Origin of the sequence: Allokutzneria sp. A3M-2-11 16, assembly GCF_024213555.1 — a bacterium.
Lineage (GTDB): Bacteria > Actinomycetota > Actinomycetes > Mycobacteriales > Pseudonocardiaceae > Allokutzneria.
In genome coordinates, this window is record NZ_JANAVO010000010.1 from 90,347 (window position 1) to 103,025 (window position 12,679).

Annotated in this window: 11 protein-coding genes; 5 read left to right on the forward strand and 6 right to left on the reverse strand. The window is 67.9% G+C overall.

The genetic code is table 11. From position 1 onward, the window contains the following. The first annotated feature begins 20 nt into the window (after window positions 1–20). Together NLX83_RS32490 and NLX83_RS32495 are read left to right on the forward strand one after the other, a co-directional pair. Entirely contained in the window at window positions 21–1,184 is a 1,164-nt protein-coding gene (locus NLX83_RS32490; protein ID WP_254239057.1) for an ROK family protein, read from the forward strand. 55 nt (window positions 1,185–1,239) lie between these two features. After that, a complete protein-coding gene (locus NLX83_RS32495; protein ID WP_254239058.1) occupies window positions 1,240–4,173 on the forward strand; it encodes an NACHT domain-containing protein in 2,934 nt (977 codons plus the stop codon). On the opposite strand, the gene NLX83_RS32500 is transcribed toward NLX83_RS32495, so the two are convergent. The 5 genes from NLX83_RS32500 to NLX83_RS32520 all read right to left on the reverse strand — a co-directional run bounded on the left by NLX83_RS32500 (window position 4,156) and on the right by NLX83_RS32520 (window position 8,608). Further along, on the reverse strand, window positions 4,156–4,728 hold the full coding sequence (locus tag NLX83_RS32500; protein WP_254239059.1) for a phosphotransferase family protein: 573 nt from the start codon (window positions 4,726–4,728) through the stop codon (window positions 4,156–4,158). The two genes, NLX83_RS32495 and NLX83_RS32500, sit on opposite strands and share 18 nt — an antisense overlap. Window positions 4,729–4,993: 265 nt before the next feature. Beyond that, the gene (locus NLX83_RS32505) at window positions 4,994–5,395 is read right to left on the reverse strand and encodes an Imm1 family immunity protein (RefSeq protein WP_254239060.1); all 402 of its coding nucleotides are present in this window, start codon (window positions 5,393–5,395) and stop codon (window positions 4,994–4,996) included. Continuing rightward, a complete protein-coding gene (locus tag NLX83_RS32510; protein WP_254239061.1) occupies window positions 5,392–6,144 on the reverse strand; it encodes a DddA-like double-stranded DNA deaminase toxin in 753 nt (250 codons plus the stop codon). Before NLX83_RS32510 ends, NLX83_RS32505 begins: the two co-directional genes overlap by 4 nt. A gap of 112 nt (window positions 6,145–6,256) precedes the next feature. Further along, window positions 6,257–7,708, reverse strand: coding sequence for a family 43 glycosylhydrolase (locus NLX83_RS32515; protein ID WP_254239062.1), 1,452 nt, complete (start codon window positions 7,706–7,708; stop codon window positions 6,257–6,259). Window positions 7,709–8,077: 369 nt separating this feature from the next. Further along, a complete protein-coding gene (locus tag NLX83_RS32520) occupies window positions 8,078–8,608 on the reverse strand; it encodes a CGNR zinc finger domain-containing protein (protein WP_254239063.1) in 531 nt (176 codons plus the stop codon). Window positions 8,609–8,693: 85 nt separating this feature from the next. On the opposite strand from NLX83_RS32520, the gene NLX83_RS32525 reads away from it, so the two are divergent. Further along, a complete protein-coding gene (locus NLX83_RS32525; RefSeq protein ID WP_254239064.1) occupies window positions 8,694–9,506 on the forward strand; it encodes an alpha/beta fold hydrolase in 813 nt (270 codons plus the stop codon). Here the strand turns inward: NLX83_RS32525 and NLX83_RS32530 are convergent. After that, window positions 9,490–10,836, reverse strand: a complete 1,347-nt coding sequence (locus NLX83_RS32530) for a serine hydrolase domain-containing protein (protein WP_254239065.1) — start codon at window positions 10,834–10,836, stop codon at window positions 9,490–9,492. The two genes, NLX83_RS32525 and NLX83_RS32530, sit on opposite strands and share 17 nt — an antisense overlap. Before the next feature lie 82 nt (window positions 10,837–10,918). Between NLX83_RS32530 and NLX83_RS32535 the strand changes: the two genes are divergently transcribed. After that, complete coding sequence (locus NLX83_RS32535) at window positions 10,919–11,575, forward strand: TetR/AcrR family transcriptional regulator (protein ID WP_254239066.1); 657 nt, start codon at window positions 10,919–10,921, stop codon at window positions 11,573–11,575. A gap of 204 nt (window positions 11,576–11,779) precedes the next feature. Next, on the forward strand, window positions 11,780–12,673 hold the full coding sequence (locus NLX83_RS32540; RefSeq protein WP_374118839.1) for a glycoside hydrolase family 19 protein: 894 nt from the start codon (window positions 11,780–11,782) through the stop codon (window positions 12,671–12,673). The last annotated feature ends 6 nt before the right edge of the window (window positions 12,674–12,679 follow it).

The window sequence follows — 12,679 nt, forward strand, 5'->3', positions numbered from 1 at the left end:
CCCTGTGTTTCACTACGCCCATGGGCGAGTCGATGATCACCGGGGGAGCGGGCGCCGGGGTGCTGCTCCAGTTGATGCGGGACGGCAGGCCGCGCACCCGCGCCGAGCTCGTCCAGCTCACCGGCCTGGCCCGGTCCACCGTGGGCGCGCGGGTGGATCTGTTGTTGCACAAAGGTTTGCTGGCACCCGCGGGCGAGGCGGTGTCCACCGGCGGTCGCCCGCCCGCGACCTTCGCGTTCAACCCGTCGGCCGGGGTCGTGCTCGCCGCCGACATCGGCGCCACCCACGCCACCGTCGCCGTGACCGACCTCGCCGCGCAGGTCCTGGCGCAGCGCGAGGAGACGATGTCGATCACCCTCGGGCCGCGCGCGGTGCTCGACCGGATGCTCCAGATCGGCGCCGAACTGCTCGCCGAGACCGGCCACCGCACCGTCGTCGGCACCGGCATCGGGCTGCCCGGCCCCGTCGAGCACTCCACTGGCAAGCCCAACAACCCGCCGATCATGCCCGGGTGGGACGGCTACGACGTGCCAGGCCACGTCGCGGCCGTGCTGGGTGGGCCGGTGCTGGTCGACAACGACGTGAACCTGATGGCGCTCGGCGAGCACGCCGCGGTCTACCCCGGCGTCGACCACCTGCTCTTCGTCAAGATCGCCACCGGCATCGGCTCCGGCATCATCACCGGCGGCTCCCTGCACCGCGGCGCCCAGGGCGTGGCGGGCGACCTCGGCCACGTGCAGGCCATGGGCTCGCAAGCCGATGCGTGCCGCTGCGGCAACGTCGGTTGCCTGGAGGCCGTCGCCGCCGGGCCCGCCATCGCGGCCCGGGTGCCCGCCGCGGGTGGCTCCGTCACCGAGTTGATCAACCTCGTGCGCGCGGGGGATGTGGTGGCCGCCAACGAGGTCCGCGCCGCGGGCCGCCGCATCGGCGAGGTGCTCGCCGCCTGCGTCAGCCTGCTCAACCCGTCCGTGGTCGTGCTCGGCGGCCAGCTCGTGATCGCGGCGGAGAGCCTGCTGGCGGGGGTGCGCGAGGTCGTCTACGCCCGCTCCCTGCCGCTGGCCACCGGCTCGTTGCAGATCCTCACCGCCCGCACCGGCGCCCAGGCGGGCGTCCTCGGCGCCGCCACCATGGTGCTCCAACACATCCTTTCTCCCACCGAGATCGACGCCCGTCTGGCCGTCTAGTGCGGATGCCAAGGAAACCGCCCGGAGTCGAATCGTTGGGCTCTAAGGTTTCCGCGTGCGACGCGAACCGGCGATCACCTTCCGCGGTGCCCTGCAGATCCTCGGCCACCACGACCACCCCTGGCTCGACCGGCTGAACTCGCTGCTGGGCGGGGCGGTTCTGGCCTCGGGTGTTCTTCCGCCGGTGAACGCGTTGTGGGGGTGGGTGGACCAGAAGAACGAGGCGATGAGCCTGACCCGCCGCGCGCTGGACTCGGTGTCCGGCCGCGTGAACGGCGCGGCGGGTTTGGAGCGGCACCAGCTCGTCATCGCCGCGCACACCACCATCGTGATGACGTCGTTCTTCGAGGTGGTTGGCGAGCGTTTGGGAACACCTCTCCTGACGAAGGGGGAGAAGGTCATGCTCGCTACAGGGGAGTGGCAGCGGGAAAGTGACTCCTTGGTCCGGCTGCTCTACGCGGCCGACGTTCCAGCTCCGTCGGCCGCTGTCGGGTTCGAGGATAATGTCAGCCGCGTCGAGTTGTGGGCGCAGGACCGGCTATGGGGCATCGGCAGCTTTCTCCGCGGTCTCAAGGATTTCTTCGATGTGTCAGTTCAGCTGAACTCCAGTGCCGTCATGGAAGCGGTCAGCAATCGGTACCGGTCGAACTACCTGGCCCTGGCCGCGACGGTGCACGAGTTCAAGGTCTGGGCCGACCTCAACGAACACGCGGCCACCAGGACAGCGTTGCGGCGCATGGAAAAGCTGCTCTCTGTCGCGGCGCGGACACCTCGGGATCTCCGCGCGGTCGTGCACGCGATCAACCAGAGCGAGCTGGACCGGCCGGTGATCGAGCTGGACACCGACAGCTACGGCGTCGGCGCGATCTTCCCGGCCGTGGACGGCATCTTCCGCACACCTCACTTCCGAATCGCCCGCGCGACAACGGAAGCGCGGCCCGCCGACGAGAACTGGTGGGTTGCTCTGGAACGCAGGCGCGACCTCGACCAGGTGCTCGCGCGTCACTTCAGCGGCCCGGGCTCGACCCGCCTGCCGTTGCTCCTGCTCGGGCATCCCGGAGCGGGGAAGTCCTTGCTCACCAAGGTGCTCGCGGCGCGACTGCCGGAGTCGGGCTACACCGTCGTCCGCGTTCCGCTGCGCCAGGTGGACGCCGATGTGCCGGTGGTGGAACAGATCCAGCAGGCGCTGCACGCGAGCACCAACGGGCGCGTCAGCTGGGCCACCTTGGCAGATCAGAGCGAGGATGTGATCCGGGTGGTCCTCCTCGACGGCCTGGACGAGCTGTTGCAGGCGACCACGAACGACCGCGGCGGCTACCTCCGTGAAGTGCAGGAGTTCCAACGGATCGAAGCCACCATCGGCCGTCCTGTCGCGGTGGTGGTCACCTCGCGCACCCTGGTCGCCGACCGCGTCCGCATCCCGGACGGCGCTCCGATGATCAAGCTGGATGAGTTCGACGACGACCAGATCGCCGAATGGATCTCCGTCTGGAACCGGTCCAACCGGCCGATGTCGCTGGAAACCGCGCTGGCACAAGGAGATTTGGCCCGGCAGCCGTTGTTGCTGCTGATGCTCACCCTGTACTTCACCGACCCTGACACGCCCGCGGAGGACGCAGAACTGTCCCAAGTGGACTTGTACGACCGGCTCTTCCACACCTATGCCCGGCGTGAGGCGAAGAAGGTCCCGAACCTGTCCGAGCGGGATCTCCCCGAGGCCGTCGAGACGCAGCTGAGGAGGTTGTCCACGGCCGCGCTCGGCATGTTCAACCGGGGCCGCCAGTCGATCACCGAGACAGAGCTGAGCGCTGACCTCAGAGGGCTCAAAGAGCCTTCGCCGCAAGGGGAACGGCTGCTCGGCGAGTTCTTCTTCGTACACTCCGCCGAGGCGATGACGTCCTCCGTCCAACGCAGCTACGAGTTCCTGCACGCCACGTTCAACGAACACCTGGTTGCCGCGCGGATCGTCGAAGAGCTGCGTGACGTCGCCGCGGCTTCCTTGCGGGGCAGGCGGTTCCGCGAACCCGAAGACGCGTTGCTGTTCGCTTTGCTGTCGCACCAGCCGTTGGCGATCCAGCAACCCACGATGGAGTTCGTGCTGCAACGCCTGCTCCGGCTCGACGACGACGAGCGCGATGACGTGGTCAAGACGGTGGGCTGGCTGCTGGAGCACTACCGCACGCGTCAGCCCGCGCAGAACTTCCCCGACTACCGGCCGCTGCCGCCTGACGTGGTGCGCCCGATCGCCGCCTACTCCGCGAACCTGGTTCTGCTGTGGGTGGTCGCGGACCCGGACGCGCGATCGGTGCGCGACCTGTGGCCCGACGCCCCGGAGACGTGGGCGAGCACGGTCGATCTGTGGTCGGCGGGCTTGGGTACGGAGGGGTTCCGCGCGATGCTCGCCAGCCGGGAGGAGACCGCCGAGTTCGCCGCGGCGTCCGTCTCGGCGTTCAACCAGCTCAGCGCCGCCCGCCTGCGCGAGGACGAGTACACCGAGCGGCGGCTGCGCATCGGGCACGCGGTGCTCGACGACCTGCACTACTACTTCGATGACCGCCCGGACACCTGGAAGGACTACTGCATTAGCCGCTTGCTGACGCAGATGATCGGTGTCTCCGGGCTGGACCTGTCTCCCGTGCCGGACGGCGTCTTGCCGGAAGACGCTTCGGATATGGCGTTCCTCGCTTACGCCCTCTTCGGCCGCACGTGTCAGGACATGACCAGGGAGTACGTGCGCAAGTTCCTGACGTGGCTGGTCCAGATCCCCACCCCCGTGTCGCCCGGCAGTGCGCCTCTTCTCCTGGTCGAGAACGTCCACCGTGGCGTGCTTCGCGAGATCGAGCCCGCGGTTGTGCGGGGGCACTGGCGTGAGGTGATCGACGAGGTTCTCGCGGCCGACGAACCCGCAGACCTGAGCGTGACGGCCGACTACCTCGCGGAGATCAGCAGGATCGAGTCGCGGTCGATGTACTCAAACGAGCCCTACTGACCGCCGAGCCCACGAACGTGCGCCTCGGAGCAACGCATCCCAATGCGGAGCGGGGTTTCGGCGCGACCGGTATTCCCACAGCCCGCAGATGCTGACCGCGAACGCTGTCCGCTCGGTCGGAGTCGGCTCACGTCCGGCGATGACAAGGCGGAGAGCCAGCAGTTCGTGGTCCACCCACGGCGCCGCCCGGCATGCCCACGCCCAGTCGATGACGTGAACCTTCGAGCTGATGAGGAAGTTCAGCGGGTGCAGGTCGCTGTGGACCAACGCGTCACCGTCCACTTCCTTAATCGCTTCACGCTCCATCTCAGCAAACAAGTCGAGCCGTTCTCGTTGCCACTCAAGCAAATCCGCGGGCGGGTCCGCGCGCAGCCTGGCCCAGGCAGAGATCGCGCGCAGCCGCTCGGCGAAGCTCCTTGTTCCTTCCGGCGCGGGTCGGTGCAGACTCGCCACCGTCTCCGCGATCAACGGCAGGTCGGCGGAGCCGGGAGAGAAGTCGGCGTGGCGCCCGGTGATGTGCTCGTAGCCGGGCAGCAGCCAGTTCTCCCCCCTCAACCGTCCACAGTAGACGTGGAGCGCAGTCCGGCAGGTGGGGATTGAGATTCGCTTCGTTGTGGTGCATCCACGCGCCACGGCTGTCCTGCCGAATTCCCTTGCAGAACACCAGACCTGACGCGGTGTGGAGTGTGGTCGAGAGATCGGAGCTGCGGCCCGCGTCGGGGGTGTGCGCCCCGTGAACCGGTCCCGTGCGCCGCTCGACCGCGCGCCGGACGGCTTCGGGAAGCTGTTCCCATTCAACGCGGGCCACGGCCATTCCTTCCTACTCAGCCACCTGCCATTCCACGCATGTTGGCCGCGTGCCGGTCACCCGGAACTCCTCCACGGCGCGCTCCACAATGGACAGGGGAAGTTCGGAATGAGGCGGGAAGTCGTACTCCAGGTAGGTGATCTCGGTGTTGGGGTTGTCCCCGACCGTCACCCAGCCGCCGATGTCCCCGTCGGAGTAGAGCATCACGGCACGGCCGTCCCGGACACCGACGATCACATCGTGGTCGACGAGACCGCTGGGCAGAAGGTCGCGGTCTCGGTGCAGCAGACGTGCGCCGAACGTGCCTTCGAGCCGCGCCAGCAAAGGCCCGATGTCCTCGGTGGTGGTGATCTGTGCGGACTCGGTGGCGACCGCGCTGTTGTGCAGGGCGCGCCAGGTCACGTCGATCGTCACGGCCGTGCTCCTCGATAGGTGTGGCAGGTGCCGTCCTGAACCAGGATGGTCAGGGTGGCACCGGGCGGGAGGAAGGTCGGCAACAATGTGTCACAAGACGGTTCCCCGGGTGCGCGGGGTTCGCAGGGCGGTCGGTCGATCGCGATGGTCTCGACAATCGATGTGTCCGGGTCGCGGTCGTAGGTGGCGCGGAGACGGATGGCGAATTGCAGCTCTAGGTGTCGGGCTAGCGTCCAGATGCCTTTCGGAGGAGCCAATCCGCGCGTGCGGGCGAACTCCAGTGTGGCGCTGAAGTACTCGCCCTTGCCTGAGGACAGGTCCACCTTTTGCGCATCGGCGGCGATCCATACTCCCAGCGTGCGGGCGCCTTCCACCGGGGGCGGCAGGTCACGCCGCGCGCGGTCGATCTGGACCGCTCGTGAGGCGGCAGCATGGTCTTGTCTCGACGATGTAGGTTCAGGGGCCGGGAACGCGGCGGTGCGCGAGGTGGTGCCGGTGAGGCTGGTGATCCACCGGTTGACCGCGTCCGGGAGCAGGATCGTGGCGGTGTGAATGACTGTGTCGAAGTGGTCCTTGGCGCCGTGGTAGGCCGCATGTGCTTCCTCGATGGCGGCATCGTCGCCGCCCTCTGTGGCGTGATGCCATGCCGTCGCTGACTCTTCCAGCAGAGAGCCTGCCTCTACCAACACCGCGCAGGGCAGCATCGTCACCACCCGCTGCGCTGCCTCGACCACCTTCTGTACCGACACCACCACCCCACCCTGCACGCTCGGAGTCAGTGAAAGCCGGGATTGACTACGTGGTACCTGATCGGAGGACGAGTGGCACCGACATCGTGATCTTCGTGCGTGTCCAGGAGTACTACGAAGCCGCCAAGTAGCTGAGTCGCCACTTCTGGTTGAGTGTGTAGAGGTATTGCGACGCAAGGACGTTCGCGCCGTCAGTGAGCTGCGCGCGGTCGACGGAGAGAGCGTGCCCGCCAGCCTTGACGGATATGCGGTAGCCACCGCGCACGGCGTCGATGTACCAACGTTGGTTCGCGCTGGCGGTGGAGCGACGCTGCACGACATCGGCATCAGAGCCTACGGTGAGCAGCTTGTTGCTGTGCTTCGCGCGTAGCTCATAAGTGCCGTCCGCCAGGGATCGCAGACGCCACACCTGGTTCGAGCCACCGTGGGGTTCCCACTGCACGACGTCGGCGTTGTTCTGCGTGCTCGCCTCCGAGACGTCCAGTGCCTTGCCACTGTGCGAAGCGGTCAGCACGTAGTCGCCGTTGGGGAGCCGCGAAGGGCCAGGATCTCCGGAGGGCAGGCGCAATGTCTGTGACGTGGCAACGGGAATCCCGAAGAGCGGTGTGTCGTCAGCGCGCCACTCGACGCGCTGGATACGGGTCGATCGATCGCCGCCGCAGCTGCCGTTGGGGTTGGTGACGCCGTGGTACGCGATCCACGTCTCGGAGCCGTCAGGGGAGGTGAAGAAGCTGTTGTGCGCGGTGCCGTAAGCGTTGTTGGCGGCGGAAGCCTTGAAGTGCGGCTCGGGGGACTTCGACCAAGCAGCGGGATCGAGCACATCGCCGCCGTTGAACGTCAGCAGGCCGATCGCGTAGTTGGGACTCGTGCACCCGCTGGCCGAGAAGGCGAGGAACAACTTGTCGTTGCGCCACAACACCGCGGCGCCCTCGTTGACGGGCAAGTGTTCCATCTCCCACGGATGCTCCGGGCGGGACAACAGCACGCGGGGTCCGCTCGTGGTCCACGGGTTGCTCATCGGTGCTATGTAAAGGTTTTGCGGCCGTTCGGTCCCGGGATCCCAGCCGGACCAGATCGCGTGCAAGCGCCCGTCCGGCATGGTGAGCACAGTGCCGTCCAGCGAGTAGTGGTCAGCTGCGGCGGCGAGAGGCCCCTTGAAGGTGTAGGGACCGAGTGGGTTCTCGCTCTCCAGGACGTACATCCGATGGTCGCCGACCAAGTGACCGTTGTTCATCGCGGTGTAGTAGATGTACCACTTCCCTTGCAGGAAGTGCATTTCCGGTGCCCAGATGGAGCAGCAGCGCGAAGGGGTGTTGTCCCGCCACACCACGGTCTCGGGCGCGGACGCCAGCTCGGTGACGGACGCGGCCTTGCTCACGGCGATGTGGTCGTTGCGCGTGTAGGTGAGGTAGTAGGCCCCGTCGTGGGTGACCATCTGCGGGTCGGCGCCGTTCTCCAGCACCGGGTTGCGGAAGCCGGACATGGGCGCGGCCTGGGCTCCCGGAGCGGTCAGAACTGCGGCGACTAGCGCCAGCACAAGACCGATTCCCTTGGCACGTAACACTCTTGCCCTCCTCGCAGGTGGGGCGGCGGATGCCGGTCACAGCATCGGGCCGCCCTCCGGCGAGGGCAAGGAATTTCAAGTGCGCATGTCTTGTATGTGGGAAATTCACCAGAATGCACTAGGCCCTGTCCTGTAGGTCCTCAAGCACTCCGCACACCAAGTAAACTGAGCCCATGCACTCCACGCGCCCGCACTCCCCATCCCCCGCGCGCGCCGTCTAGAGAACCCCGTTTCGTACTCATAGCGGGAAAAAGAGCGCTCCCATAGCCCGTTTTGAGTACGAAACGGGAGTTTGGGCTGCGGTGGTGATGTTTGGGGCGGCGGGCACGGGGGCGTCACGGTTGCTGGGGACCACTTGCAGGACACGGCCTACGGCTTGTGCCGGTGGTAGTAGCGGGCAACGCGCACGCGGTTGCCGCAGATCTTGGGGGAACACCACCGGCGCCGCGGGTGGGCGGGGAGGAACACCAGGCGGCAGTCGGGGCCCTCGCAGTCGCGGATCTTGCTGATCTCCGGGCCGGTCAGCAGGTCCGCGGTCGCCTCCGCCACCACTGCGAGGAGCACGGCGGTGGCGTCCCCGGCGCGGCGCGGGGTGGCGGCCACGGCTGAGCCGCTCCACGACAGCTCGCGGTAGACCGGAGCGGCGCGCTGCGCGGAAGTCAAGGCGGACAAAGACTTTCGCGGGGGAGCGACACCGATGCGAGCGGCGTGGACGACATCCGAGACGTGGTCGCGCAGCGCGAGCACGGGAGCCAGGTCGACGCGTGACAGCGGGGGGAGCCGCTCGGCCTGGAGGTCGAGCCAGGCGGCCAGCGCCCGCGGGGTGGTGAGCAGGTCCTCCACCGAGGTCCGCGTGTTGAGCAGGTCGATGGGCAGCGGTTCGCCGAGCAGCGGGAACATGTGGCTAATGGTACTACGCGGGCTTGACCCATTAGTGGTGCGCGGGCTATACCTAATGCATCCAAGAGCCAAGGAGGCATGTGAGATGAGGTTCGTCGAGGTTGACGGAGTGCGGGTGCACTACCGCGAGGCGGGATCACCGGAAGCGCCGACGGTGCTGTTGCTGCACGGGTTTCCCTCCGCGTCGCACCAGTTCCGGGGCCTGATGGAGCAGCTGGCCGACCGCTTCCACGTCGTCGCGCCGGACTACCCGGGGTTCGGCCACAGCGACACGCCGGACGTCGAGTACTCCTTCGACTGGCTCTCGGAGGTCGTCGAGGGGTTCATCGAGGCGCTCGGCCTCAAGCGGTTCGTCATGTACGCCTTCGACTACGGGGTGCCGGTCGGGTTCCGCATCGCCACGCGGCGCCCGGAGTGGATCGCCGGACTGGTGGTGCAGAACGGGAACGCTTACGAGGACGGGCTGAGCGACCTCGCCAGGGACTTCATCGAGAAGGGCCCGGCGCCGGAGGTGTTCACCCTGCCGTTCACGCGCTCCCAGTACGAGACCGGAGTGTCCGATGTGGACGCGATCGCGCCGGACGGCTGGACGTTGGACCAGTACTTCATGGATCTGCCCGGCCGCAAGGAGATCCAGACCAGGACCGCCCGCGACTACCGCAGCAACGTCGAGCTGTACCCGGTGTGGCAACAGTGGTTGCGGGACCACCGGCCGCCGACACTGGTCGTGTGGGGGACCGGTGATCCCTTCTTCACCGACGCGGGCGCGCGGGCGTACCTGCGCGATCTGCCGGACGCGGAGCTGCATCTGTTCGCCACCGGGCACTTCGCGCTGGAGGAGAAGCTCGCCGAGATCGCACCGCTGGTCGCGGACTTCGTGATCAGGACGTCCGGGTGAACAACCGCCCGGAGAGGTCGACGCCGACCACGGCGCCCGCGGTGTCACGGCTGAAGTAGCCGCGCTGCCCCTGCAAACCGCCTTCCAGCACGATGTACTCGTCGTCGGGCAGGAAACCGATGGCGGCGGGCACGTAGTCCGGCGGCATCTCGACGTCGGAGGACTCGCGGATCTCCGGCTTGATCCCGACCGCCAGCGTCAGCACGGTCCCCTCGGTGGCGATGTCGACGTTCATGGCGTCGATCTCGTAGCGCCCGGCGACCTCGCGTGCGCGCGCCCCGTCATAGGGCAACGGCTCCGGGTCGCGCTCGACGATGCCGAGGTGGTTCTCCAGCGCCCAGCGGACGACGGCCTGGTTGAAGACGTAGCCGTTCGGGCCCGCGTTGGCCAGGGACACGACGGCGAAGTTCCGCTCCGGCACGATCAGCAGCTCGGCGAACTGGCCGTTGCCCGAGCCACCGTGCCCGATCGAGTGCAGGCCCTCGATGTCGCGCAGGAACCAGCAGATCCCGAAGCCGTCGCCGAGCGTGCTGGCGCGCAGTTCGACCGTCTTGTCCCGCATGCCGCGCACCAGTTCGTCGTCCGTCTCGACGTGGAAGCGGGCCCACTTCAGCACGTCGCTCACCGAGGACACGATGCCGCCGCCCGGGTTGTTGCCGCGCGAGCCCGCTCGCCACGCCTTCCACGGCCGGGCGGCGCGCATCGTGCCGTCCTCATCGCGGTTGTAGCCCACCGCGAACTTCCGCGTGATCACGTCGTCGAGGTCGAAGAAGGTGTTCGTCAGGCCAACGGGTTCGAGCACCAGCTCCCGCACCGCCCGCTCGAACGGCAAGCCGGTGACGTTCTCGACGACCCGCCCGAGCAGGTTGTACCCGGCCTGGCTGTAGGAGGCGCGGGTGCCCGGCGGCGCGATCACCGGCAGCTCCGCCATGCGGGTGACGAAGCCGGGGAGCGAGTCGTCCTCCTCGCCGGTGTCGATCAGGTTCCAGTCCAGGCCGGACGTGTGGTTGAGCAGGTGCAGCACGGTGATGCCCGCGGTCGCCTCCTCGGTGACCAGCCGCAGGTCCGGGACGTAGCGCCGCACCGGCGCGGCCAGCTCCACCTTCCCCTGCCCGACCAGCCGCAGCACCGCGGTCGCGGTGAAGCTCTTGGTCACCGAGGCCAGGTGGAACAGCGTCTCGCCGTCCACCGGCGACGGGGTGCCGACGCTGGTCACGCCGTGCGCGGCGGAGACCTCCTCGCCGTTGACCAGCAGTCCCACCGCGACTCCGGGAATGCCCAGCTCCTCGGCCGTCCTGGCAACGAACTCGGCCAGCTTCTCCTGCGACATCGGGTCCACCCCTCGGTAGTTGAACTAAGTTCAAGTCGAACCATAGGCGAGGACTTGAACAAAGTGCAAGTAGGCTGTCGCCATGCCACGGAACACGCTGACCGCCGAGCAGATCGTCAGGGCCGCGATCGAGCTGCTGGACTCCGAGGGGCTGGACGGGCTCAACATGCGCAGCCTCGGCCAGCGGCTCGGCTCGGCCGCCACGGCGATCTACTGGCACATCAAGACCAAGGACGACCTCGTCCGGCTCGCGGGCGACGCGATCTGGGACGAGATCGGGCTGCCCGACCCGGACGCCGACTGGCGGACGGCCGCGACCGCGCTGGCCACCGGCATGCACGCGATGCTCACCAGGCACCCGTGGTTCGGACAGGCGGCGGGCGGCTACCTGCTCTACGGCCGGGGCAAGTCCCGCTTCGACGAGCACACCATCGCGGCCTACGAGAAAGCCGGGTTCGCGCCCGCGGACGCCGATCGCGCGGCCGCGACGGTGTTCGTCTTCGTGCTCGGCAGCGCGCTCGGCCCGGCCATGGAGGTCTCGCTGACCCGGCGGCTGACGCATGCGGCGCTCCAGGACGCCGTGGCCAGGACCCACGAGATCGCGTCGGAGTTCCCGAGGCTGCGCGAGCGGCTGGACACCCCCGCCGCGGTCGGGTACGCCGACGCGCCCGAGGGCAGCTTCGAGTTCGGGTTGCGAGCGATCCTCGACGGTTTCGAGGCCCGCCTCAGCTCACGCTGAACGCGCCGCACGAGCGTCCGGCAGGCTGAACATCCGGACAAAATTCACGTTCGCCCTTGACTGGTTTAGACCACTCCGCTTCAGTGGGCTGGGTCACAGACGTTCGTCAGCCGCCGACGAGCACTCCTGACACCTGCCGCCGAAAGCCGTGCTTTCCCTGTGCCGCACGGCTGTTCGCACCGCATGAAGGAGTGATCGAGAGTGTTGAGGCAGCGCATCATCGCGTCGTTATCCGCCCTGGCCGCGGCGGTCGCCCTGGCGGTCGGTCTGCCCGCGGCGTCCTCCGCCACCGAGCCCGGCCCCAGTGCGGCGTGCAGCGCGCCGAACTGGGTCGCGGGCCAGTGGTACGACGCCGGCGCCATCGTCAGGTACACCAACGGCGGTTTCTACCGCGCCGAGCACGCCAACCCGGGCTACGACCCGGTGATCAGCCACTGGTACTGGAAGCCGCACAGCTGCGACGGCGGCGGCACGCCCTCGGGCTTCGTGGTCAGCGAAGCGCAGTTCAACCAGATGTTCCCAGGCCGGAATCCCTTCTACACCTACCAGGGGCTGACCGCGGCGCTGAGCGCCTACCCCGGCTTCGCCACCACCGGCAGCGACGTCACCAAGAAGCAGGAGGCGGCGGCGTTCCTGGCCAACGCCAACCACGAGACCGGCGGGCTGGTGCACATCGTCGAGCAGAACACGGCGAACTACCCGCACTACTGCGACCGGAGCCAGCCCTACGGCTGCCCGGCCGGACAGGCCGCGTACTACGGGCGCGGGCCGATCCAGCTGAGCTGGAACTTCAACTACAAGGCGGCCGGTGACGCGCTCGGGCTGAACCTGCTGGGCGACCCGTGGCTGGTGCAGAACAACGCGGCCGTGGCGTGGAAAACCGCGCTCTGGTACTGGAACACCCAGAACGGCCCCGGGACGATGACCCCGCACAACGCGATGGTCAACGGCCGTGGCTTCGGCGAGACGATCCGCAGCATCAACGGCAGCCTGGAATGCGGCGGCAAGAACCCCGCCCAGGTCGAGAGCCGGGTCAACGCCTACCGCAACTTCACCAGGATCCTCGGTGTCGATCCGGGCGGAAACCTGTACTGCTGAGCCGTT

What these genes read in the sequence shown, in the direction of transcription:
- NLX83_RS32520 (WP_254239063.1), bottom strand. Translation starts at nt 8,608, where the DNA reads ATGTTCCCGCTGCTCGGCGAACCGCTGCCCATCGACCTGCTCAACACG.
- NLX83_RS32535 (WP_254239066.1), top strand. Translation starts at nt 10,919, where the DNA reads ATGCCACGGAACACGCTGACCGCCGAGCAGATCGTCAGGGCCGCGATC.
- NLX83_RS32525 (WP_254239064.1), top strand. Translation starts at nt 8,694, where the DNA reads ATGAGGTTCGTCGAGGTTGACGGAGTGCGGGTGCACTACCGCGAGGCG.
- NLX83_RS32490 (WP_254239057.1), top strand. Translation starts at nt 21, where the DNA reads ATGGGCGAGTCGATGATCACCGGGGGAGCGGGCGCCGGGGTGCTGCTC.
- NLX83_RS32530 (WP_254239065.1), bottom strand. Translation starts at nt 10,836, where the DNA reads ATGTCGCAGGAGAAGCTGGCCGAGTTCGTTGCCAGGACGGCCGAGGAG.